Annotated in this window: 15 protein-coding genes; 6 read left to right on the top strand and 9 right to left on the bottom strand. The window is 61.8% G+C overall.

Annotation, left to right across the window (positions count from 1 at the left end; translation table 11 throughout):
- The first annotated feature begins 3 nt into the window (after positions 1 to 3).
- Genes cobN through CCOS864_RS13530 form a run of 3 tightly spaced genes read left to right on the top strand, consistent with a single transcriptional unit; the run spans position 4 to position 5430 of the window.
- A complete protein-coding gene (gene cobN, locus CCOS864_RS13540; RefSeq protein WP_115086774.1) occupies positions 4 to 3762 on the top strand; it encodes a cobaltochelatase subunit CobN in 3759 nt (1252 codons plus the stop codon).
- A gap of 1 nt (position 3763) precedes the next feature.
- Positions 3764 to 4765, top strand: coding sequence for a magnesium chelatase ATPase subunit I (locus CCOS864_RS13535; protein WP_115086773.1), 1002 nt, complete (start codon positions 3764 to 3766; stop codon positions 4763 to 4765).
- The gene (locus tag CCOS864_RS13530) at positions 4690 to 5430 is read left to right on the top strand and encodes a vWA domain-containing protein (protein WP_115086772.1); all 741 of its coding nucleotides are present in this window, start codon (positions 4690 to 4692) and stop codon (positions 5428 to 5430) included. The genes CCOS864_RS13535 and CCOS864_RS13530 overlap by 76 nt, the downstream gene beginning before the upstream one ends.
- Before the next feature lie 110 nt (positions 5431 to 5540).
- Here CCOS864_RS13530 and CCOS864_RS13525 read toward each other — a convergent pair whose 3' ends face one another.
- On the bottom strand, positions 5541 to 5807 hold the full coding sequence (locus tag CCOS864_RS13525) for a hypothetical protein (protein ID WP_115086771.1): 267 nt from the start codon (positions 5805 to 5807) through the stop codon (positions 5541 to 5543).
- Positions 5808 to 6046: 239 nt separating this feature from the next.
- Between CCOS864_RS13525 and CCOS864_RS13520 the strand changes: the two genes are divergently transcribed.
- Positions 6047 to 7462 carry a hypothetical protein gene (locus tag CCOS864_RS13520; RefSeq protein WP_115086770.1) on the top strand — a complete coding sequence of 472 codons (1416 nt, stop codon included), beginning with the start codon at positions 6047 to 6049 and terminating at the stop codon, positions 7460 to 7462.
- A 280-nt stretch (positions 7463 to 7742) separates the two neighbouring features.
- Complete coding sequence (locus CCOS864_RS13515; protein ID WP_115086769.1) at positions 7743 to 9068, top strand: sigma-54 dependent transcriptional regulator; 1326 nt, start codon at positions 7743 to 7745, stop codon at positions 9066 to 9068.
- Positions 9069 to 9109: 41 nt separating this feature from the next.
- Here CCOS864_RS13515 and CCOS864_RS13510 read toward each other — a convergent pair whose 3' ends face one another.
- The 8 genes from CCOS864_RS13510 to pnuC form a co-directional block, all read right to left on the bottom strand.
- Positions 9110 to 10390, bottom strand: a complete 1281-nt coding sequence (locus CCOS864_RS13510; protein WP_115086768.1) for a coiled-coil domain-containing protein — start codon at positions 10388 to 10390, stop codon at positions 9110 to 9112.
- 46 nt (positions 10391 to 10436) lie between these two features.
- Positions 10437 to 11183, bottom strand: a complete 747-nt coding sequence (locus CCOS864_RS13505; RefSeq protein ID WP_115086767.1) for a hypothetical protein — start codon at positions 11181 to 11183, stop codon at positions 10437 to 10439.
- Positions 11184 to 11216: 33 nt separating this feature from the next.
- Complete coding sequence (locus CCOS864_RS13500; protein WP_115086766.1) at positions 11217 to 11897, bottom strand: C39 family peptidase; 681 nt, start codon at positions 11895 to 11897, stop codon at positions 11217 to 11219.
- A gap of 64 nt (positions 11898 to 11961) precedes the next feature.
- Complete coding sequence (locus tag CCOS864_RS13495) at positions 11962 to 13515, bottom strand: heme utilization protein (protein WP_115086765.1); 1554 nt, start codon at positions 13513 to 13515, stop codon at positions 11962 to 11964.
- 52 nt (positions 13516 to 13567) lie between these two features.
- Entirely contained in the window at positions 13568 to 14140 is a 573-nt protein-coding gene (locus tag CCOS864_RS13490) for an adhesin (RefSeq protein ID WP_115086764.1), read from the bottom strand.
- A gap of 1 nt (position 14141) precedes the next feature.
- Positions 14142 to 14558, bottom strand: a complete 417-nt coding sequence (locus CCOS864_RS13485) for a hypothetical protein (RefSeq protein ID WP_115086763.1) — start codon at positions 14556 to 14558, stop codon at positions 14142 to 14144.
- A gap of 344 nt (positions 14559 to 14902) precedes the next feature.
- Positions 14903 to 15427, bottom strand: a complete 525-nt coding sequence (locus CCOS864_RS13480; protein ID WP_115086762.1) for an AAA family ATPase — start codon at positions 15425 to 15427, stop codon at positions 14903 to 14905.
- The gene (gene pnuC / locus CCOS864_RS13475) at positions 15424 to 15990 is read right to left on the bottom strand and encodes a nicotinamide riboside transporter PnuC (RefSeq protein WP_115086761.1); all 567 of its coding nucleotides are present in this window, start codon (positions 15988 to 15990) and stop codon (positions 15424 to 15426) included. The genes CCOS864_RS13480 and pnuC overlap by 4 nt, the downstream gene beginning before the upstream one ends.
- Before the next feature lie 235 nt (positions 15991 to 16225).
- Between pnuC and CCOS864_RS13470 the strand changes: the two genes are divergently transcribed.
- Positions 16226 to 22456 carry a hypothetical protein gene (locus CCOS864_RS13470; RefSeq protein WP_115086760.1) on the top strand — a complete coding sequence of 2077 codons (6231 nt, stop codon included), beginning with the start codon at positions 16226 to 16228 and terminating at the stop codon, positions 22454 to 22456.
- Positions 22457 to 22600: the final 144 nt, after the last annotated feature.

The raw sequence follows: 22600 nt of genomic DNA, 5'->3' as shown, positions 1-22600 counted from the left end.
CCGATGCACCTGCTGCGGACCCAGCCCGGTGGTTTTGTACCGGACGACAGCATTGCCGACCTCGGCCAGACCCCGGCCGAGCTGGTAATCCTCTGCAGCGGTGACTCGCACCTGGCGCTGCTGGCCGAAACCGCCCAGCAGTTGCCCGAGGATTTCCCCAGCCTGCGTCTGGCCAACCCGATGCAGGTACAGAATCACGCCTCGGTCGACCTGTATGTCGACCAAGTGCTGCGCCATGCCAAGGTCATCCTGGTGTCGCTGCACGGTGGCGTCGGCTATTGGCGCTATGGTGTGGAACAGCTGCTGGAACTGGCCGCCCGTGGTGTACAACTGATCCTGGTGCCGGGCGACGACCGTCCGGACCCGGAGCTGACCAGCCTCAGCACGGTGCCGGCCGAGCAGGCCGAACGGCTCTGGCACTTTCTGCGCCAGGGCGGCAAGGCCAATGCCCTGAACCTGTTCAACTGCCTCGCCAGCCAGTACTTGAATTGCGCCTACTCCTGGAGCGAGCCGCAACAACTGCCGCGCACTGCGGTGTATCACCCGCGCAAGGCGGCTGCGGCGCTGGAGGACTGGTTCGGCGAGTGGCAGGTCGAGCAGCCGGTGGTGCCGATCCTGTTCTATCGCTCGCACCTGCAGGCGGCCAACACCGCCTTCATCGATACATTCTGCGAGCGTTTGCAGCTGGCCGGGCTCAACCCCTTGCCGATTGCCGTGGCCAGCCTCAAGGAGGCCGGTTGCCTGCAGCAGGTCGAGGACTGGCTGGACCAGGTCGACGCTGCACTGATCATCAACACCACAGGCTTTGCCCAGTCGAGCCCCGAGCAGCCGCACCTGCGGCCGTTTCGCCGCGATATCCCGGTGTTGCAGGCGATCTGCGCCCAGGACAACGAGCCGGCCTGGCAGGCCAGCGAGCAGGGCCTGGGTGCCCGCGACCTGGCCATGCACATCGCCTTGCCGGAGCTGGACGGGCGCATCATCACCCGGCCGATCAGCTTCAAGGACCTGGCCTGGCGCAGCGAGCGCAGCCAGTCCGACGTGGTCTGCTACCGTGCCCAGCCCGAGCGCATGGACTTTGTCGCCGAGCTGGCGCGGCGCTGGTGTGACCTGGCGCAGCTACCCAACGCACAGAAGCGTGTGGCGCTGATCCTCGCCAACTACCCGACCCGCGATGGCCGCATCGGCAATGGCGTGGGGCTCGACACCCCGGCCGCAGCGCTGAATATCCTGCGCGCCTTGCAGGCGCAGGGCTATCCCCTGGCCCCCTTGCCCGCCAGCGGTACGGCGCTGATCCAGGCCTTGCTCGGTGGCGTCAGCAATGACCTGGACAGCCTCGACCTGCGCCCGTGCATGCAGAGCATGGCCCTGGACGATTACCTGGCGGCGTTTGCCGCCTTGCCCGAGGCCAACCAGATAGCCGTGCGCGAACGCTGGGGCGAGCCGAGCCAGGACCCGATGTTCCGCAGCGGGCGGATGATGATCGCCGGCCTGCGCTACGGCCTGACCTTCGTCGGCATCCAGCCGGCCCGTGGTTACCAACTGGACCAGAGCGCGGTCTACCATGACCCCGACCTGGTGCCGCCGCACGCTTACCTGGCGTTCTACTTCTGGCTGCGTCACGGCTTTGCCGCCGATGTGCTGATCCATGTCGGCAAGCACGGCAACCTGGAATGGCTGCCGGGCAAGGGCGTCGGCTTGTCCGACAGCTGCTGGCCGGACGCCTTGCTCGGCCCGCTGCCGAACATCTACCCGTTTATCGTCAACGACCCGGGTGAGGGCGCCCAGGCCAAGCGGCGCACCCAGGCGGTGATCATCGACCACCTGATGCCGCCGCTGACCCGCGCCGAAACCTATGGGCCCTTGCGTCACCTGGAACTGCTGGCCGACGAGTACTACGAGGCGCAGTTGCTCGACCCGCGCCGGGCCCGCGAGCTGCAGCGCGACATCCTGGCGCTGGTGCGCGACAACCATATCGACCGCGAGCTGCAGATCGAAGGTGCGCTGGACGATGCCGCGGTGTGGCTGCCGCGCCTGGACACCTACCTGTGCGACCTCAAGGAGTCGCAGATCCGCGATGGCCTGCATGTGTTCGGCGAGTCGCCTGCCGGGCGTTTGCGCACCGATACCTTGCTGGCCCTGTTGCGGGTGGAGCGCGGTGATGGGCGCGGGGCCAACGGCAGTTTGTTGCGGGCCCTGGCCAGGGCGCTGAACCTGGGCTTCGATCCGCTCGATTGCGACCTTGGCCAACCCTGGCAGGGCCCGAGGCCTTCACTGCTGGCTACATTGGACGAGGCATGGCGCACGGCGGGCGATACCCGCGAGCGCCTGGAGCTGTATGCCAGCCAGTTGATCGAGCAGATGCTCGACGGCACCGTGCAGCTTGCCGGCGGCCCGGAATGGGCGCAAGTGCAGGCCATTCTCGAGGCGCTGGAGCAGCAGGTCGCACCGCGACTGGACGGCTGCGGCCCGGCAGAAATGCACGGCCTGCTCGCTGCCCTCGACGGCCGTTTCGTGCCCGCTGGCCCGAGTGGCGCGCCAAGCCGCGGGCGCCTGGACGTGCTGCCGACCGGGCGCAACTTCTATACTGTCGATGTGCGCAACCTGCCGACCACCACCGCCTGGCGCATCGGCTTTGCCTCGGCCAACCTGATCCTCGAGCGTCATCTGCAGGACCATGGCGATCACCTGCGCCAACTGGGCCTGTCGGTGTGGGGTACGGCGACCATGCGCACCGGTGGTGACGATATCGCCCAGGCCATGGCCTTGCTCGGTGTGCGACCGGTGTGGGCCAGCGGCAGCCAGCGGGTCGACGATTTCGAAATCCTGCCCTTGAGCCTGCTCGACCGGCCGCGGGTGGACGTCACCTTGCGCGTCTCGGGTTTTTTCCGCGATGCCTTCGGCAACCTGATCAAGCTGTTCGACGCTGCTGTGCAAGCGGTGGCGGCACTGGATGAACCGGATGACCTCAACCCCCTGGCGGCCAAGGTCCGTAGCGAACGTACTGAATTGCTGGCCCAGGGTGTGGATGCCGAACAGGCGGGCCGTCAGGCCGGCTGGCGGGTGTTCGGGGCCAAGCCGGGCGCCTATGGCGCTGGCGTGCAGAATGCCATCGACGGGCGCCTGTGGAATGACCGCCAGGACCTGGCCGAGGTTTACCTGAACCACGGTGGCTATGCCTACGGCGCTGCCGATGACGGCACGCCGGCGCGCGCCCACTTTGCCCGGCGCCTGAGCCAGGTGCAGGCGGTGGTGCAGAACCAGGACAACCACGAGCACGATCTGCTCGATTCCAACGACTACTACCAGTTCCAGGGCGGCATGCTCGCCGCCGTGGAAAGCCTGGGCGGCAGCAGCGTCGCCAGCTACCACGGCGATCATAGCCAGCCGGATCGGCCGCGCATCCGCACGCTGAAAGAAGAGCTGAACCGGGTGATCCGTGCCCGGGCGCTGAACCCCAAGTGGATCGACGGGGTCAAGCGCCACGGCTATAAAGGTGCCTTCGAACTGGCTGCCACCGTCGACAATCTGTTCGCGTTCGATGCCACCACGCAGTTGATCGACGACCACCATTACCAGTCGCTGGCCGACGCCTATGTGCTCGATGGCCCGACCCGCGACTTTATCCGCCAGCACAACCCCGAGGCGCTGCGCGACATCACCGAGCGCCTGCTCGAAGCCCAGCAACGCGGGCTCTGGCAGGAGCCCGGCGAGTACCGCGAAGCCCTGGAAGAACAGCTGCTGGACGGCGAAGAAGAGAATTGAAATGAGTGAACCTGCACACTTCCCCCTGGCTGCCGTGGTCGGCGCCGATGAGCTGAAACTGGCGCTGTGCCTGACCGCCATCGACCCGAAGATCGGCGGCGTGCTGATCGAAGGCCCGCGCGGCATGGCCAAGAGCACCCTGGCCCGGGGCCTGGCGGATTTGCTCGGAGCGGGGCCGTTCGTGACCTTGCCGCTGGGTGCCAGCGAAGAGCGCCTGGTCGGCACCCTCGACCTGGATGCGGCGTTGGGCCAGGGCAAGGCGCAGTTTTCCCCCGGGGTGCTGGCCAAGGCCGACGGCGGCGTGCTGTATGTCGATGAAGTCAATCTTCTGGCGGATCATCTGGTCGACCTGTTGCTGGACGTCGCCGCCAGTGGCACCAACCGGGTCGAGCGCGACGGCATTTCCCACCGCCACAGTGCCCGTTTCGTGCTGATTGGCACCATGAACCCGGAAGAGGGCGAGTTGCGCCCGCAATTGCTCGACCGCTTCGGCCTCAATGTGCTGCTCGAGGGCCAGCCGTTGCCCGAAGCCCGTGGCCAGATCATTCGCAGGCGCCTGGATTTCGACAGTGATCCCGAGGCGTTCTGTGCCCAGTGGGCACCCGCTCAGGCGGCCCTGCGCGAGCGTTGCCATGGCGCCCGTGAACGCCTGCAACAGATTGCCCTGGACGACCTGGCCCTGGCGCAGATTACCGAGCGCTGCTTTGCCGCTGGCGTCGATGGCCTGCGTGCCGACCTGGTCTGGCTGCGTGCGGCCCGGGCCCACGCAGCCTGGCGCGGAGCGCTGGCGATCGAAGCCGAGGATATCGATGCCGTGGCCGAATTCGCCTTGCGCCATCGCCGCCGTGAAGCCCCGGCGCCACAATCGCAAGCGCCAGACAACGGTGCGGCGATGCCGCCATCGGCCGGCCAGCAAGGCCAGGGTCAATGGGGCGAACTGCCGCCACAAGCCACCCCGAGCGGCGCCCGGCGCGAGGTACCGAACTGGGCAAAAAAGCCCTGAGCATCCGTCGGCACACCAGCGCGGATGCCAGACCCCGACCCGGTGCACTGACTGCGGGCCCGCGTGGGCGCGGCAAACAGGCGGCATCCGGCGCGGTGGCCTGGCCGGCGACCTTGCTCAAGGGCCGCCCGCGCACGCGCAACGACCTGTGCTGGCAGCAGCGCACGGCCAGCGCCCAAGAGCTGTGGCTGGTGATTGTCGATGCTTCGGCGTCAACCCGCCGTCACCAGGCCCTGAACCGGGCCAAGGGCATGCTGGCGGGGTTTTTCGATCAGGCCTACCGCAACCGCGCGCGACTGACCCTGCTCACCGCCAGCGGCAAAGCGCCGCGCTGGCAACGTCACGGGCTAAAAGCCTCGGCGAGCTTGCAGCCGTGGCTGGAGGCGTTGGGGGCGGGGGGCGGTACGCCATTGCTGGCGGCACTGGAGCAGGCACGGAATTGGCTGCAGGAGCGTCAACGACGCTATCCGGCAGAACTGCAGCGATGCCTGATCGTGACCGATGGCCGGCTCAAGGCTTGGCAGGCGCTGCAGCCGCTGCCTTGCCAATCGCTGTTGGTGGATATCGAAAGTTCGCCGGTCAAGCTGGGAAGGGCACAGTTACTTGCGCAACAACTGCATGCCGATTACCAGCACCTGGAGACACTGGCACTGCTCGGCGGATAACCTGGTATCAATAAAAACAACTGCGGCCAAGTGTCGCAGTTTGTCCAGCGAGTTATAGCAAAGTTGCCAAAGGCGTGCGCGAATACAGCGCCTTTGGCAATTAACCGCTATTACTTGGGCATCGACCAAGGCTGCAGCGTATAACCTTTCTCGCTCAACTCGGCACGAACTTCTTCAATCAAATGAGCCAGTTGCGCAGGGTCGGAATAGGTGCTGCAAGGGACTTGCTTGCTGCCAATGCGGGTGCTGGTCCGGTCGATGACTGCCAGGCTCAACTCGCCGGTACCGTTGGGTACATCCCAGGCAACACACTGGAAAGGTTCAAAGGCGTGGTCGGCAATCAGCAGGGCATCGTTGACACGCAGCGGGGCGTTCATGGGTTCGGTCTCTCTGTGGGCCCAAACATGGAATAAACCCGCGCGCCTGTTTGCGCAGCGGTGAGTTACTTGTACTGATGCACCCGACCGGGGGGTAAGTCACACTTCTTTGGAAAATATTTTAATACCGTTTATCGGTTCATACCGGGGTACCTGGCATTTTTGTCAGTAGCGGCCAGGTTGGGAGGGGAGTTGAATAAGCTCCCGGCCGCAGGGCACTAATGATGACAGGGGGAGGTATGAGCCAAGGAACATCAGCGAGGCAGGGCTTGCAGTCTCCGGTTGTACTCGAGGCCGTGGGAAACAACCTCGTCGATACACTTGAGCGTGCGACAGTGCAAATTCCTGCGTACTCGCAAATGGCCGCCCAGCAGCTGGTGCGAATGATCTGGGATGGCCGGCGGGCGAACAACCAGCACTATTTTCATAGCGAGGACCGTGTCATTGAAGCCGATGAGGTGGGAGGGGCCATCGATTTCATCGTGCTGGCGGAACATATCGCTCCGCTCAACAACGGTACAGTGTCGGTGCACTATCGAGTGTTCGATTATGACAGCGGCTGGCACGAGTCTGAATACCTTGACCTGGAGGTGGGTAGCCTTGAACTGGTACTTCCCCCTCCGTTGGTGGACGAATCCGAGAACGGCAGGCTGGATCCTGTCGGCCTGACGGCCGCCACCGTGCGGGTTGGAATCTACGATGGCATGTTATCTGGGCAGACGGTGTACCTGGAGTGTGTGAGAACAGGTGTCGGCGGAAGCCATTCCCAGCATATCCAGGTTACCGACATACAAGATCTGACCTTTGCCGTACCTGTCGACTTCATCACCCCGGCCGTTAGCCACAACATTATTTTCCGTTACTGGGTGGTTGAAGCGGGTGTACGAGCCAGGCACTCGTGGTTTCTGTTGCTGCAGATCAGGCTAAAGACCCTGGAGCTACAGTTACCCTCGGTTGTCCAGGCCTGTGGTGGCCAACTTGATCCGCTGCTGGCGTTGTCTGGCGTCAGGATCAAGATTCGCTATGCGCATATGACCACGCAGGAAAGAATCACCTTGCACTGGACAGGCACGGCTTTGGGGTCGACCACGCTGGGGCCGCTTACGGGCGATCCTGCCGGTGAGCTTGAGTTCACCGTTCCCCCTGACGTTGTAGGCGCAAACATTGGCCCTAGCCAGCGCGAAGTGGCGGTCCGCTATGGCGTGACTCGCCTGGGGGCTGAAGCGCAGGAGTCACCGCTACTGAGACTCGGTATACAGCCCCTGGCAGGCTTGCCACTACCCGAGGTCGCGGGTGCAGTCGGGTCGACTCTGGACCTTGATCGTTTTGTCGGCGACTCGGCTGTCTCGTTAATACTTTGGCGTTTCGCCCGGGCGGGTCAAAGGGTCTGGCTACGCTGTCATGGTACGAAGCTCAATGGTGAGCCGGATCTCATCGAGTTGATCAGCGCAGGCGAGCTCAATGAAGATGAAGCTGCGAGTGGCCTCAGCAGGGTACTTGCCCGCAATCGTTTGTTGCTGCTACGGGACAACTCCGAGTTTCGGGTTGAATTCAAAGTCAGCTTCGATCAGACGCCGCAGGAAAGTAATGCGGTAACCTTCCCCTTGCTTTGCCTGACCCTGCGCACTGGGCTTAGGTGTACGGTCCCAGAATGAGATGGTGCGGATTAATTGTGAAACGGTCCGGTTCTTGAGTCCAGGCCTCACAGATCACCTTATGCGCTTGACTGCATAATCCCCCACGGTGGCCGCAGTGATACCGCCCCGGTATTCAGCCCGTTGCGGCGCCGCTTTTGACCCGAAATCCGCGACCAATGCGCCCTCTCAACAGACAGACGGTAGTGGGATATTGACGCATCGTTGCTACTGTTAAAACGGGCCTGCCAACACCCTGTTTCTACTTAAAATTCCAACTATTGGCGCCAAGGAAAAGGTCATGCTAGAGCCTGCATCCAACCGCCGCCTGCTGATCGTCGATCCGTGCGATGACTGTCATCGCCTGTTGCCAGGCTTGCGCAGTGTGGGCTGGGATGTGCATAGCTGTACCTTGTCTTCGGCCCTTGAGCATCCCTGCGACGTAGGCCTGTTGCGCTTGCAGGCTTCGCACCTGCAGCCCCCGGATGCGGTCAAGGACCTGATCAGCCGCAGCAACACCGAATGGATCGCGGTCTTGAGCGCCGAAGAGCTGCGAGCGCAGAATGTCGGCGATTTTGTCTGTGAATGGTTTTTTGACTTTCATACCTTGCCGTTCGATGTCTCGCGGGTGCAGGTCACCCTCGGCCGCGCCTTTGGCATGGCGCGCCTGCGAGGCAAGGGCAATGTGCATGTCGACGAGACCGAGCATGAGCTGTTGGGCGATAGCCGTCCGATCCGCGAACTGCGCAAGCTGCTGAGCAAGCTGGCGCCTACCGAGTCGCCGGTGCTGATTCGTGGCGAAAGCGGCACGGGCAAGGAGCTGGTCGCGCGGACCTTGCACCGCCAGTCCCAGCGCCGCGACAAACCCTTCGTGCCGATCAACTGTGGTGCCATCCCCGAACACCTGATCCAGTCCGAGCTGTTCGGCCATGAGAAAGGCGCCTTTACCGGCGCCCATCAACGCAAGATCGGCCGTATCGAAGTGGCCAACGGCGGCACCTTGTTTCTCGACGAAATCGGCGACCTGCCGCTGGAGCTGCAAGCCAACCTGCTGCGGTTTTTGCAGGAAAAGCACATCGAGCGGGTCGGCGGCAGCCAACCGATTGCCGTGGATGTGCGGGTATTGGCGGCAACCCACGTGGACCTGGAAAAGGCCATTGATAGCGGCCGCTTTCGCGAAGACCTGTACTATCGCCTCAATGTGCTGCAGGTCGTGACCGCGCCGCTGCGCGACCGGCATGGCGACCTGTCGATGCTGGCCAGCCATTTTTCGCACTTCTACAGCCTGGAAACCGGCCGCCGGCCACGTTCGTTCAGCGAGGAAGCCCTGGCGGCCATGGGCAAGCATGACTGGCCGGGCAATGTGCGCGAGCTGGCCAACCGGGTGAGGCGGGGCCTGGTACTGGCCGAAGGCCGGCAGATCGAGGCGCAGGACCTGGGGTTGCACAGCCAGCAGAATTTCGAAGCGAGCATGGGCACCCTGGAAGACTACAAACATCGGGCCGAGCGCCAGGCCTTGTGCGATGTGCTCAACCGGCACAGCGATAACCTGAGCATTGCCGCCAAGGTACTCGGGGTTTCCCGGCCGACCTTCTACCGGCTGCTGCACAAGCACCAGATCCGCTAAGCCTGGCAGATACCACAAGCCCGCCGAAGCGGGCTTTTTGCTTAGAAGTAGTAAGGGAATTTCAGGCTGAAGGAGAAGTCCGGCGAGTCGTCGGTCAGGCCAATGGAGAGGTTGGGGACGATGGTCAGGTTATCGGTGGCCGCCAGGGTCATGCCGATGTTGAAGTTTGCCGAGTTGTAGTCGCTGCTGGGAACCGACTGCCAGTCGCCGCCATCAGGCTTGATCTTGCTTTTGCTGGCAAATTGGTCGGAGAACGAAAACGACATACTCATCTTCTCGTTCAAGGCAAAGGCAATACCGGCGCCGATCTGCCAGGAGTCGCCGAGTTTCACGTCACCCGGGACCTTGGTGTTGACGGTAGGGCTGATGTCGCTGAAGGAGTCCTGCATGTTGTAGGTATAGGACAGGCTGCCGAACAGCACGGCAGGGTCGAAGGTCTTGACCAGCGAGATACCCGGGGTGATGGCCCAGACCCCGTTGCCGGTAGGGAGGCTTTCAGGTACCGACAGGTTGTCGTTGGTGGGATCGTTGACCAGTTTGATGCCATAGGGCTCCTCACCGGTGGGGGCCTTGATCCGCAAGGTGGCGACTGCGTCGGGCCAGTTTTCCGATTCGTCCAGGAACTTGTAGGCTATGCCGACGTTGACATCGCCGATTGTGGGATCGCGTCTGACGGTTGCGTCGGATGACACCGGCCCGGCGCCACCCGCGCCGCCAGAGGAATACGTGGATTGGCGGTAGACCACCGGGACGTTGATGTCGAACTGCCAACGTTGATCCAGGTTGTAGCGGGCGGTCAGGTCCAGGGTCCAGTTATCCGCCTTGATGCGGTCGAGGTTGATGTTACCGAGGAAAATAGAGTCCAGGGCCAGGAACCCGTTGAGCACCAGCGCCCGGGTATCGTAATGGGTGTAGGTCAGGCCGGTTTCGACGCTGAACTTGCCGCCACCGAAGAATCCGCTGGCCTCGTCATACAGGTTGGAAACGCTTTGCGCGGGCTCCGAATCTTCCTTCAGTGACTGGCCGTATGAGCTGCCTGTGGTGCCCGGCGCGCCTGCGGCCACTGTCTGGCCACCCTTGACCGTCTCAGCCGGGGATTTGGTCAGACGTTTGGGAGCAGGTGTCGCAGGTGTTTCTTCGACTTGGCGAACGCGTTGTTCGAGGACCATCAGTGCTTGCTGCTGTACTTCGTAACGCTGTTTCAACTCCATGAGTTCTTGTTTTAATGCTTCTACCTGAGGGTCGGCGGCTGCGTAAAGCATTGTGGCCGGAGTCAGGCTACTCAAACAGACGATAGCTCTGAACGTTAACGATCGATGCATGGGTTGGCCGTCCCTTCTGACTACATTTGATGAGACTGAGCGTAGATCAGAATCCGAGAGTGCGAAGACCTTTGAGCTGATCCAGGTTGCCGTTGACCGACCCTGCGGTCGGTGCGTTGTCACGCAGCACGACATTGAGGGACGTGAGGTTGCTGACCCGGTTGCCACCGCCGAGCAAGGTGGTGTTCTGCATCAGCCTACCCTGGGCCAGGCGTTGCGCGGTGCTGCCCTGGTTGTTGTTGGCGACGATATTCATTTGCACGCCGGTACCGCTCGAGGAAACGCTCAGCGAGCCCGCGCCGTTGGCGCCGACCAGGGTCGAGCCAGCGGCCAGTACCTGGCCCTGCTGCTGCGTTGCTGGCGCCTGGTTAGCCTTGGTGACGTTGATATCAACGTTGTTGTAGGCCGTGTTGTTGTCTCCGGCAGCCCGCACGACCTGCGTGACGCCCTCGGTACTGTTGAGGCCGCTGCCGCCCGTGATGGTACCGGTACCGCTGCTTTGCGAGTGTGCCGAGGCATGACCTTTTTCGTCGATCATCGACACATAGAACTGCGGTTTGATCGTCGATTGTTGAATTTGCATCGACGACGTGGCGCCGATCACTTCACCGTTGGCATTTTGCCAGGTGCTGGTCATGACAATGCCGAAACTGATGATTCGCCCCGGCATGACATAGCGGCCTCGCAGGTTCGCCAGTTCCTGATCCTTCAGTTCAATCGGCTTGAGCGTCTGTGCCTGGGTCGGCAGGCTGGCGGCCAGGCAAACGGCCGCTAGCCAGATTGGGGTCTTCATTGGATGCTCCCGGAGCCTCGTGCTCCCTTGTCATTAGAAGAAGTCGCTTTGGATGAATCCGAAATCCATCAGCTCGGCGTCTTGCACCGGGGTGAAGTTGTTGATGCGGTTCTTGGCGGTCAGCGGCAGAGGCGGGTCGAGCAGGGCATTGGTCTTGTCGTAACCCTGGCCGATGACGGCGAAGATGATGCCGTTCCAGCCTTTGACGAAGTCGTCGACCTTGAAGCGCTTATGGCCAAGTACCGGGTCACCGATGTATACCCAGCCGTTGGCGACTTTTTGCATGACCACAAAATGCTTGTAGCCACGGATGTCCATCAGTACCACCACCGGAATGCGGATGGTGTGCAAGGTCTCGACGGCCACCCGGTAACCACGGGCACGCATGCCCAGGCTTTCCACGTAACGCTTCATGTCGAGCATGGAGAAGCCCTGGGTACGGACCAGGTCCTGATCGGCATGGGCCAGCATGCCTTCGATGATCTGTTGTTCATCCACGTCCAGCCAATAGGCCTGGCGCAATATGGTCGCCAGGGCCGCGGCGCCGCAACTGAAGTCGGTTTTCTGTTGCACCAGGTCGGCGAATTTGCGCTCGCGTATGCTCTGGATGGGCTTGAATATCACCGCACCACCCGGCAATACGGAAAGTGGCATTTGTGCAGCTTCACTCAGACTGGCCAGGCAAAGCAGAAACGCCAAAGCGATAATGCGCATGTTCGATGCCCCCCTGCTGGTAGTGAAAAAAGGCCCCCCGAAGGGGGCCTCCAGGCCACGGCAATTACATCGAGGTGTTGGAGATGGCCAGCGAGTTGCTTTGTTGGTTGCCCACACCGGCAGCTACGTTGACGCCCAGGTTGCCACTGCCACCATTAACCGAACCGTTCAGGGTTGCAGTGTTGGTCACAGGGTTTGCCCAGCCAATTGGAGTCAGCACTTGGAAGGAAACACTGTTGCTCAGCTCAAACGAGTCGGCTTCGCTGTAGCTTTTCGAGATGGAGCTCGAAGACTCAGAAGCTTTTTCGTAGGCTTTCTCGAACGAGGAGGACGACGATTTATCGTACGAAGATTCACGGGACTTATCGTAAGAAGAGTCACGGGACTTATCGTAAGAAGAATCACGGGATCTATCGTAGGAAGAATCACGCGATTTGTCGTACGCATAGTCACGCGATTTATCCCACGACGAGTCGCGCGATCTGTCGAACGAAGAGTCGAACGAAGTTTCGCGCGATGCATCGATCGATGCATTAAGCGTTACATCAAGCGATGCACTGGCTTCTTCGCTGCGGGTGCGTTCGCGACGGCCATCATCCGTGGTGACGGACCTGGCAGCCTCGGCGGCGGCGTTCAGCGCGACGTCCAGCGAAGCACTGCTGGTTGCGCTGGTATCGCGGCTGTTGGAACCACTGGCATTCGAGCTGTGGGAACCGCTGGCACTCGAGCTGCCCGAACCGCTGGCACTCGAGCTGTTGGAGCCGCTGGCACTCGAGCTGTTGGAACCGCTGGCAGTCATGCTGTTGGAACCGCTGGCACTCCAGCTCTTCGAACCGCTGGCCTCAGAGCTGCGCGAACCGCTGGCACTGGAGCTCGACGAAGCGCTCTTATCAACACTGGCGTCGAAGGTGCCTTCGCGAGAAGACGAACCGCTGATGGTTTTGGTAAAGGTCAGCGTATCCAGACGGGTTTCCCGATCGGCGTAGTTGTTGACAGTCAGGCCAGGGCCGTTTTGATTGGCAGAGGCGGTGGCCCTTGCGTTACCGAGTGGCGCATTGGTATTGGCAATGGCCATGGTGTTTTTCTGTTGGTTAAGGTCGCCACCAGCAATGTTGATACCGACGTTGCCGTTGGCACCACTTGCAGATCCGCTCATGACCGCAGAGTTTTGCGTCGACCAGTTGTTGACCTTGTTGTTGTTGCTGTATTGCGTGACGCGGGCGGTAGCTTCGGCAGTGCCGAACACGAAGGTGTTGTCGACGCTCGATTCGGACTGAGCGTTGGCGATGGCCGCGGCGTTGTCTTGTTGGTTGCCGTTACCGGCCGCCACGTTGACACCGACGTTGCCGCTCGAGCCTTCGGCGGAATCGGTCATCTCGGCTGAGTTCTCGGTCCCTTCGTTGTGGATCCGGTTGCCGGTGCTGCGCTGACTGTCATAGGCATTGGCAGTCGCATAGACAGGGATCTTGGTTGGAGGAGGGGTGTGGTGGCCGTTGTTATGATGACCATTATTATGGTGATCATTGCCACGCCGATCGTTCTGCCCAGCTTGTACAGCAACAGCCATGACCGCAGCAATTGCGAAAACCAGAGGCTTTAATGCCATCGAGGGTTTCATGGTGATTCTCCGTACTTTATTTTAGGTTAAGTGTTGTTCCTACCTGTTTGGGTCAGTCCGCGACCCGTATGCTCAGGGTGTTGGCCGTTCGATTTCCCACCCCGGCACTCTGATTCAACTGAATCACCCCACGGCTACCGGTGAAAGCCTGGTCACTTGTAGTGACCTGGCGATAGCCGGGTGCAGAGTCGGTTGGATCGGAGTTGTTGAGCAGCGCCACGTTCTGTTGCAGGAGGACGCTGTCGTCGATACTTTGCGGCTGAGCACCGATGCTGATGCGCAGTGCGTTGGCTTGCTGGTTACTGGCGCCCGCGCTCTGGTTGACTCCCAGCGCACCGTTGCCGTGACTGAAGGCGTCGCCCTGGATGCCGGACCGGGCATCCATCGCCGGGTCGACATGGGTGCGCAAGCGTTGACGAATCTGTGTGGTTGCGCTGGCGCCATGGCCAACCGCGATGGCCCGGGCGTTAGCCTGCTGCTGTTGATCGCCGGCAGCCTGGTTGACCGTGAGGTTGCCCTGGTATTGCTTGCCGGAACTGTCGATGTTGGCGTTATTGATTACTGGGGGTTGGGCGAAGGCCGGTGCACTGCAAAACGTGGCCAGAATCAGCAGCGTGTGCCTCATCTCACTGGCCTCCGGTCAAGATCTGCAGGGGGGCAAGGCCTTTCTGGATGTTGGAGTTGACCATGTTGGAAATGCCATTGCCGGAGCCCCCGGAACGTCCGCCAGCCAGGTTGGGCAGTTGGGTCTGATTACCGAAGTTGCCGCCCAGGTTGTTGGTCTGTTGCGTGATCAGGGGGGTAATGCCTGCACCGCTGCTGATGCTGGCAAAGTCACCATCGCTCAACTCGTTGGTTTGTTTGATGACATGTGCGGACGGGTTGGTATTGACGGTGACCGGGTAGGGGTCGGGAACCAGGGGGGGACGCATTGCGTTGCGCGGTTGCACATCGCGGGTGATGACGATGATCCCGTTTTCGGCCTGAACCGGCAGGCTGACGCTCGGTGTCAGTACCCATCCGAGCAACAGGAGGCGATACATGCCTTTACCAATATTTCCCACGATGGCAATTCCTTCTTCGGTGCGCAGGCCTGTTCAGCGTTGCGAGGAAGAGAGCAGAAGGTGTGCCGGTTTTTATTTGTCATGGAAAAACAACGGTTTGAGTTTATTCACCGCAATTGTGAAAAATTCGTGTAACGCCGTTGAGACAAAGGCATCGTACAAACCTGGATCCAGTGGGCGCCCGCGCTCATCAAGGGGCCCGGAGGTCGGCTGTTTCAGGTGTTTAACACTTTTGCGTACACGCGCCGGGCCCGCTTTAGATCGCGGGTTTGCGCCGTGAGCAGTGTTTCAGGAATGGACATCTGGCCGCATTGGGCGGCCATTTATACCTTGAGCAAGCGCGTTACCGCTGCAAAGGCTGCGCACCTGCGCTGCTCCCAGTCGCCTTGGACTACCTGACAAGGCTGCCGGTGCCGTACCAGCCAGTCACCGGTGGCCTGGAAAAACGCCTGGCGCTCAGACAACTGCGGCTGGCAGCGTTGCCCATCGTCGTGCCAGGCGATGGACTCGGGGCTGAGCAGCAGGTGCAGGTCATAATGGCGTGCCAACAATGCTTGTTCCAGCCACGCCGGGCAATCGTCAAACAGCGTACGGCTCCAGAGCATGTTGCTTAGCAGGTGCGTGTCGAGAATCAGCAGTTGCGGTTGCCGGGCGCGGGCCGCGTCTTCCCAGGCCAGTTGTCCGCGGGCAATGGTCGGAATGTCGGCATAGCAGGTATCGCGTGCCTGTTCGTCAATGAAGTGACGTACGAACTCGCCCACCAGCTCGCCACCGAAGTGCGCCTGGATTTCGTTGCCGAGCCAGCTTTTGCCGCTGGATTCAGGGCCTGTGAGTACCAGTACCTTCATGTGTACGCCAGCGCCGGATCGCGCCGCCAATCGCGCCAGCCCTGCACCGCGATCAGGGTGAACAGCGCATACAGCGCGGCAGTCAGGTACATGGCCTTGGACAGGAACAGGCCAACGAAAATCACATCCAGCACGATCCACAGCGGCCAGCACTGCAGACGTTTTTGCGCCATCCACAGCTGCGCGACCAGGCTGAAGCCGGTCAGGGCGGCGTCCAGCCAAGGGTGGGCGGCGTCGGTCCAGGTGGCCATGGCCGCACCCAGGCCCAGACTGCCGAGCAAGCCTATGCCCAGGCCAAAGGCAACCGCCTGCGGCGTCAGCAGGCTGACCTCGCGCGCCTCGCGCACGCTGTCCGGACGCGTCCATTGCCACCAGCCATAGAGCTGCAGCACGGCATACACCAGTTGCAGGAGCATGTCCGAATACAGCTTCACGTCATAGAAGACCCAGGTGTAGAGCAGCACCATCACCAGGCCGATCGGCCAGCACCAGGGGTTCTGCTTGGCAGTCAGCCAGACGGCGATGACGCCGAGCACGGCGGCGAACAGTTCGAGGCCGGACATCGGCGTTCCTTGGTAGTTTGCACAAGGGTGCGATTGTACCTGTTGGCGCCACTTCTGGCATACGCGCGGGACGCCCAGGCATGAGGTTCGGACTGCCACCTAGCATTTTTGTCAGTTGTTGGCCTCGATAACGAGGTATTGAATAAGGGTCGACTCTCACCCAGTCGGCCCTTTTTCATGGCGGTAAGCACGCAGGGCCGAAACGCTGTTTCCCCTGCTACCGAGGCTGTCTGCCATGAATGACATGCAAACCGATACCATCGAATCCACTACCACCAGCGAGCTGCCTGCGCTGTCGCTGTTCGCCTCGGTGACGCCGGTCAGCGGCTATGACGCGGGCGTCAACCTCCATACCCTCAGCACCAGCCTGCAAGGCGTGCTGGCGACCGTGCCGGCGTTCGCCGACGTGCGTGCCGGCGACGAGCTGCGGGTGTACATGGACGCGGACAGCACCCCGGTTGTTGCGCCGCTGGTGCTCGAGGGTTTCGATCTCGGCCGGCCCCTGCACCTGCACCTGCCCACCGAGCGGTTTACCCCGGGCGCGCATGCGCTGCGCTACCGCTTCAGCCGCAACACTATCGAGTATGGCAATTCCCGCGACCTCTCAGTGCTGGTCAAGCTGGACCGCCCGGGCGGTTCCGAGCCCGGGCACCAAGGCCTGGTGGCGGCGGATGTCGCAGTCAATCCGGTGACCGCTGAACACCTGGAGAACGGCGTCCAGGTGCAGGTCTATTTCTACGAGCACCGCGCCGTTGGCGATGTGATCCGCCTGAGCTGGGGCGGCGTGATGTTGAGCTATACCCTGGTCGAGGCCGATCTCAATCAGCCGGTGGTGTTCACGGTGCCCGGCAGCGTCATTCGCCAGGCCGGTGACAGCCCCAACCTGGTGGTGACCTGGGAAGTGCACGATATTGTCCACAACACCAGCCAGAGCTGGGCGCCCCATGTGTCGGTGGTGGTCGATACCGGCCAGGCGCAATTGCCGGCTGTTTCGGTACCGGGGCTCGATAACGAGGGCTATATCAACCTCGAGGTGCTGGGTAGCGATGACCTGCTGATACATGTGCTGGCCAGCGCACCGGCGTTCGCCATCGGCGACACAGTCAGGTTGCGCTTTACCGGCTACATCGATTCGGGCCAGCTGACCCAAATCGACCTGGACCAGACCCTCCGCGGGACGTTGCCGCAAACCCTGACCTTCAGCATTGTCAATGACAAAGCCTGGGCCCTGGCCAGCGGCCTGGCGGTCGTGGGCTACACGCTGGTGAAGGCTGGCGGCGAGCAGCACTCGCAGCGCCTGAGCATCGGTTTCAAAGGGCAGCCCAAAGCGTTGAGCGTGCCGAGGGTGGCGCAGGCTGTGGCGGGCGTACTGCCTTACGATGTTGCCCGGGCTGCCGTGATGATCCCCAAGTACCAGGGGCGCACGGCAGGCCACCAGCTTACCCTGGTGTGGCAGGGCACCCAACTTGGCGGCAGACCAACCCTGCATGAAGTCCGGCGTGTGGTGACCGCCTCGGAGGGGGCAGGGGACCGCGAGCTGGCGATCAATGTCGGCACGGAACACATCCGCCTGCTGGAGTCGGGCTCGGTCAAGGTCTACTACCAGGTGCGCATGCTCAGCACGCGCAGCGTCGGCTTTCGGCAATCGGAACCGCTGGAGCTGCGCATCAGCGCCGCCGGATTGTTGCCGGCGCCGGAGGTGGACGAGCCGGTCAATGAACTGGACCCGCATTTCTACCCTCTCGGGGTGCAGGTGACGGTCAACTACCCGGGCAAGCAGGTAGGCGACAAGGTCACGTTCACCTGGCAAGGCGCCGGACCGGAGAGCAGCTACAGCGAAACCAAGGCAGTCGACAGCAGCGGCGCGCTGCCAACGTTCCGTGTACCCCAGGCCATCGCCAACGTCGGCCTGGGTAGCACGGTATTGATGCGCTACGAGGTCGAGCCGGCGCTGGGCGGGCGGCCGTTGCCGTCCCAGGAGCGGGCGCTGGCGTTGCGCTCCGTCGCCCCAGTGCCGCAACTGCCGCAACTGACGGGCGCGCAGAACGGCAGCTACGACCCGATGCTCGGGCTGCATGGCGCCCAGGTGCTGATCAGCTACCCGGGCATGCGCGACAGTGATCGGATTGTCTTGTTCTGGAAAGGCGCTGCGGGCGCTGGCACCCCGGTGCTGCCTGAGCGTGCGGGCAGTGACACCGGCAGCATCACCATCAGCGTGCCGGCGGCGGCGGTGGCGGCGAACTTCAACGGTTCGGTGCAGTTGTATTATGAGGTGCTGCGCAATGAACTGGCGGCGCTCGAATCGCCCAGGCAAACCGTGCAAATTGGCGCGCCGAGCGCCGAAGATTTGCCGCGCCCGAGGATCGATGAGGCTAACGGCAGCGAACTGGACCTGGACCTGTTCGAGGGTGATGCCCGCATCAGTGTCAGCGCCTGGCCATTCATTGCCCTGGGCCAGCGGCTGTGGCTGGAGGTGCGCAGCGCCAATGCCACGCTGCCGCTGTTGGTGGACAGCCCGGTAGAGCAGGTGGCGGGGCTGAACGTGGCGCTGCCGCGCGAGTTTCTCGACGAGCTCGACGATGGCAGCGCGTTGTCGCTGCACCTGAGGGTCAACTTCGGTGGCGCTGCGACGCTGGATTTCCCGGTCAGAACCTACACCGTGCGCCAGGGGCAACTGCACATCGGTGTCTCCGATTCGGGCCTGGCCCGTTCCGCCTTGCCCGAGGACTGGACGCTGCCGACCCAGACCTGTGCGGTGACCCTGGTCGGGCGGCCGGGCGCGCAAGGCAGCCTCAGCGTCAATGGCTCGGCGCAATTCGACAACGACAGCCAGCAGTTGGACTTCACCCTGGATGCCAAGGGTGAGTTCATTGCCTGGCTGGGCGACCCCTACGCCGAGACGGTACTGGTCAGCGCGGTGATCGGCACGGGCCAGGCCCAGCATGTGCCGGTGCGCTTTACCGATGTCTTCCCGTTCGATCAACAGCAGGAAGATCAACGCGTGCGCGCCCGCGCGGCCAGCGGTGCGCTGGCCAACGGCCGTGCCGCCAACCGCGTGTGTTTTGATGCTGGCGGCTTCACCGATGTCACTTACGTGCAGGTTGAACTGAGCGGCAGTGCACGGATTGTCGGCCACCCTGGCCAGGTGGTCAGCCTGCCGTTGATGGTACTGAGCGGTGATTGCCAGTTCGACGTGGTCGACAGCGTCGCCGAAGAAGTGACGGTGACCTTTCTGTTGCCCCAGGGCGGCAGCTGGACCCGCTTCAGCAAGACCCTGTACTTCTCCAGCCTGGCTTCACGCTATGCGGCCCGGGGTGTGGCGGCCGACGGCATTCCCTGGTTCATGCGCGTCAACCAGATCAGCAGCGTCGAAACCAGCCATGTGCGCATCCCGCACATGCGCGAGTTCAGCGATCATCCCGCAGGCCTTGATGGCGGCATTGGCGTGGGGGCCATGGAAGCCGACAGCAAGGGGTTGCTGGTGCTGGTCGAGCCTTACCTGCAAATGGCCGCCGGCGACAAGATTCACGTGCACTTCGGCGACGAAGAGGTGCCTGCCACGCCATTGCCGATCGTGGTATTGCCCGAGGAAGTGAACAACCTGGTCACCCTGTTCGTGCCGGCTGCCCGCATTCCCAAAGGCGTCAGCGAGGTATGGTTCACGGTCGAGCCGCTCAGCGGCAACAAACGGGCGTCTGCGCGCTTGCGGGTCAAGGTCAAGGTCACCTTGCCCGGCGGGCCCAATCCGACCCCAGGCAGCCCTCATCATGCCGGCTTGATGTCGCCGGACGTGCCCTTCGGCCTGATTGACTGGGAGATGGCCCAGGACGGCGTGACGGTGTACGTCAATCCCTGGTACTACATGGAAGTCGGCGACACCCTCAATTTGAGCTGGGGTGGCGCCAAGGTCACACACGTGGTCCAGGAAGGCGAGGTGCGCAAAGTCATACCGGTGTTCGTCGACTTTGCCACCATCGAGGCGGGCGGCGATGATGAGCGCCTGCTGGTCCTGTACTGGCTGGAAGACGAGGTGGGCAACGACTCCGATGGCGCCTCGTTGCCCAGCTATGCCTTTGTCGAAGTCAGCCTGCTGTTGTTGCCACGGCCAGGGGTGGCCGGGATTGACGAGGAAGGTTTCCTCGACCTGGGGGCGCTGCAGGGCGCCGATGTCGGCATATCGGTTATCGCCGATCGGCCCGACTTCCGGGCCGGTGATCGGGTGGTGTTCACCTTTCGCGGTTATACCGAAGACGTCGTGGAAATCCCGCCGCATGTTTCGCCTGAATACCCGGTGGGCATCATGCCGCCACCTCGTCCCATTAGGCACGAGGTACCCAACAGCATCGCCGAGTCGATCGCCGGTGGCCTGGCCTATGTCTCCTACAAGGTGACTCGCGACGGGCAGCAGATACCGTCCAGAACCACTGCCGTCGGTGTCAGGGGCAAGGCGGCCGATTTGCTGCCGCCGGATGTGGATAGTCGTGAGGAAGACTTCCTGCCCGATACCCTGTCGCGAGCCGTGGTGCGGATCCCGCCGTGGGTGGGTATGTTCGCCGGTCAGCAGGTACGCCTGGTCTGGCAAGGCAAACGGGAGAGCGGTCATGCTTATGTCCATATGACCGACCGGTTCATGACCGGTGCCCAGGTGGGCAATCCGGTAGTGATTATTGTGGAGGACATACATATTGCCGCGCTGTCTGGCGGTCGCCTGGAGTTGTTCTACCGGGTGTACTTCGGCAGCAGCGAGCCGCGGGAGTCGCAGGTGTTGCCGCTGTGGGTCGGTGAGCCAGCCCCCGAGCTGGTCCGCCCGACCGTGCCGGAGGCGGAGAACGACACCCTTGATCCGATCGGCATCGTGGTGGCCACCGTCGAGGCTCCCTTGTACGACGGCATGGCACCCGGGCAGACGGTGTTTATGGAGTGGCTGAGCCCGGTAGAGGACGCGGACATCTTCGATAGCTTCCCGGTGCAAATTGCCGATGACGTGGCGTTCCCCGTCTACGAGGAAGACATCGTGCCCAGCCTGGGGCATGAGGTGCGCGTCCGTTACTTCGTTACTGAGCCTGCGGAACGCCGACGCTATTCGGACTTCCTGCACCTGGGCATCGGGCCGGTGCTGAGCAACCCGCCACGGCCACGGATCGAGGAGGCCAATGGTGATGTGCTCGATCTACGGAGTTTTCAGGGCAATGCGCTGGCCACGGTGGCGAAATGGAATGGGATCAATCTGCGCCAGCGGTATTGGTTCCGTTGCCGGGGGGTAGACCATGAGGGTAACGACAAGACCATTGTCCTTGCCGAGCGCCAGCTTGTGGCGCCTGGCGAAGTGGACCTGGGTATCCGCGCTACGCTGACGCGCTTTGAACTCCAAGGCTTTGCTGATCTCAGCGAGATTGTTCTGGAGATGCTGGTTGGGCTGCGGGAGGATGCTGAGGAGGCCGAGGCAATCAGGTTCCCACTGCGCAGGTACCAGATTCGCCAGCTCAGTGTCGCTCTGACCGCCCCTGAAATAACTGAAGCCCGGGGCGCCGTGCTGGATCTTGCATACTTCAATGGTGATGCCACCGTTTGGATGCCCCCATGGGCGGGCATAGCTGAAGGTCAGACTATCTGGATTAGTGTGATAGGGCGTCTGGCTAGTAACCAGGAGTTGAAGGTTTGGCTGGCCGAGGCAGCGCCTGTAACACGACAGGAACTTGGCAGCGGTGTCAGCAGGGCGCTCTCGCGCCAGACACTGAACACACTGGTGCATGATTCAAGTCTGACGATTCATGTACAGGTTGATCCACGCGGTACAGGTGACCTGGAAAATGCCATCGACGCGCCGGTGCGCGGGTATCAGCTCTTGACCAGATCGCTCGCCGCGCTGGCGGTATCCACGGGAGGTATAACGAGCAATTTGCTGTCTTCATACTGGGATTTTGCGAGAGAGACAAATGCCGTCACCGTCATTGGTGTGGCGGGTAGTGCCATTACTCTAAAACTGTCTGGTAGTGCAAGTTTCGCTGATGATAGCCAAGAACGTGACGTGACACTGGACGGCTACGGCGAGGCACGAGTCACTGTTAAAAGTACAATGCCTAATGCAACAATCACAGCGTCTCAAACTGGGTATTCCGATGTTATTGCCAATCTCAATTTCCGAACCAGCTTTCCAGTAGATGATAATGATGGGCTGTACAATCTGAGATTTAATGTTGCTAGCGGAGCGCGGGGTGACAATCGTAGTATCAATCGATGTGTCTTTGAGGGCAATTTTTACACGTCAAATCCGAATGCGACTGTCAGTGTGTCGGGCAATGCCAGATTGGTGGGCTACCCAGAGCAAACCGCAATAATACGCCTGCCCGTTACAGGGGGATTAACAGGTGTGTTCTTTGATGTGACGAATAATCTTAGACAAACCGTCGTCGTTACCGTGGCCCATGGCTCCCTGCGCATTAGCAAAACCATGACGTTTACTTAAAAGTTATCGGGTTTTAACAGACCGTTCCACTTGGAGCGGTCTTTTTGTTTTCAGTTTTGCAAAATTGTAACGCGAGAATATTTTGGTGTGGTTGTTGAAGGTCGACAGTTTGCGCAAGGGTTTGAGCTGTTCGAGGTGCTCAAG

The sequence above is a fragment of the Pseudomonas wadenswilerensis genome (assembly GCF_900497695.1).
Lineage (GTDB): Bacteria > Pseudomonadota > Gammaproteobacteria > Pseudomonadales > Pseudomonadaceae > Aquipseudomonas > Aquipseudomonas wadenswilerensis.
Note: the sequence above shows the minus strand (reverse complement) of the source record. Positions and strands in the feature narration are given on the sequence as shown.

Excerpts from the sequence above, each read along its gene's own strand:
- CCOS864_RS13490 (WP_115086764.1), bottom strand. The coding sequence starts at position 14,140 with ATGAGGCACACGCTGCTGATTCTGGCCACGTTTTGCAGTGCACCGGCC.
- CCOS864_RS13500 (WP_115086766.1), bottom strand. The coding sequence starts at position 11,897 with ATGCGCATTATCGCTTTGGCGTTTCTGCTTTGCCTGGCCAGTCTGAGT.
- CCOS864_RS13520 (WP_115086770.1), top strand. The coding sequence starts at position 6,047 with ATGAGCCAAGGAACATCAGCGAGGCAGGGCTTGCAGTCTCCGGTTGTA.
- CCOS864_RS13495 (WP_115086765.1), bottom strand. The coding sequence starts at position 13,515 with ATGAAACCCTCGATGGCATTAAAGCCTCTGGTTTTCGCAATTGCTGCG.
- CCOS864_RS13525 (WP_115086771.1), bottom strand. The coding sequence starts at position 5,807 with ATGAACGCCCCGCTGCGTGTCAACGATGCCCTGCTGATTGCCGACCAC.
- CCOS864_RS13485 (WP_115086763.1), bottom strand. The coding sequence starts at position 14,558 with ATGTATCGCCTCCTGTTGCTCGGATGGGTACTGACACCGAGCGTCAGC.
- CCOS864_RS13505 (WP_115086767.1), bottom strand. The coding sequence starts at position 11,183 with ATGAAGACCCCAATCTGGCTAGCGGCCGTTTGCCTGGCCGCCAGCCTG.
- CCOS864_RS13535 (WP_115086773.1), top strand. The coding sequence starts at position 3,764 with ATGAGTGAACCTGCACACTTCCCCCTGGCTGCCGTGGTCGGCGCCGAT.
- CCOS864_RS13530 (WP_115086772.1), top strand. The coding sequence starts at position 4,690 with ATGGGGCGAACTGCCGCCACAAGCCACCCCGAGCGGCGCCCGGCGCGA.
- CCOS864_RS13470 (WP_115086760.1), top strand. The coding sequence starts at position 16,226 with ATGAATGACATGCAAACCGATACCATCGAATCCACTACCACCAGCGAG.
- CCOS864_RS13480 (WP_115086762.1), bottom strand. The coding sequence starts at position 15,427 with ATGAAGGTACTGGTACTCACAGGCCCTGAATCCAGCGGCAAAAGCTGG.
- pnuC (WP_115086761.1), bottom strand. The coding sequence starts at position 15,990 with ATGTCCGGCCTCGAACTGTTCGCCGCCGTGCTCGGCGTCATCGCCGTC.
- CCOS864_RS13510 (WP_115086768.1), bottom strand. The coding sequence starts at position 10,390 with ATGCATCGATCGTTAACGTTCAGAGCTATCGTCTGTTTGAGTAGCCTG.
- cobN (WP_115086774.1), top strand. The coding sequence starts at position 4 with ATGCACCTGCTGCGGACCCAGCCCGGTGGTTTTGTACCGGACGACAGC.
- CCOS864_RS13515 (WP_115086769.1), top strand. The coding sequence starts at position 7,743 with ATGCTAGAGCCTGCATCCAACCGCCGCCTGCTGATCGTCGATCCGTGC.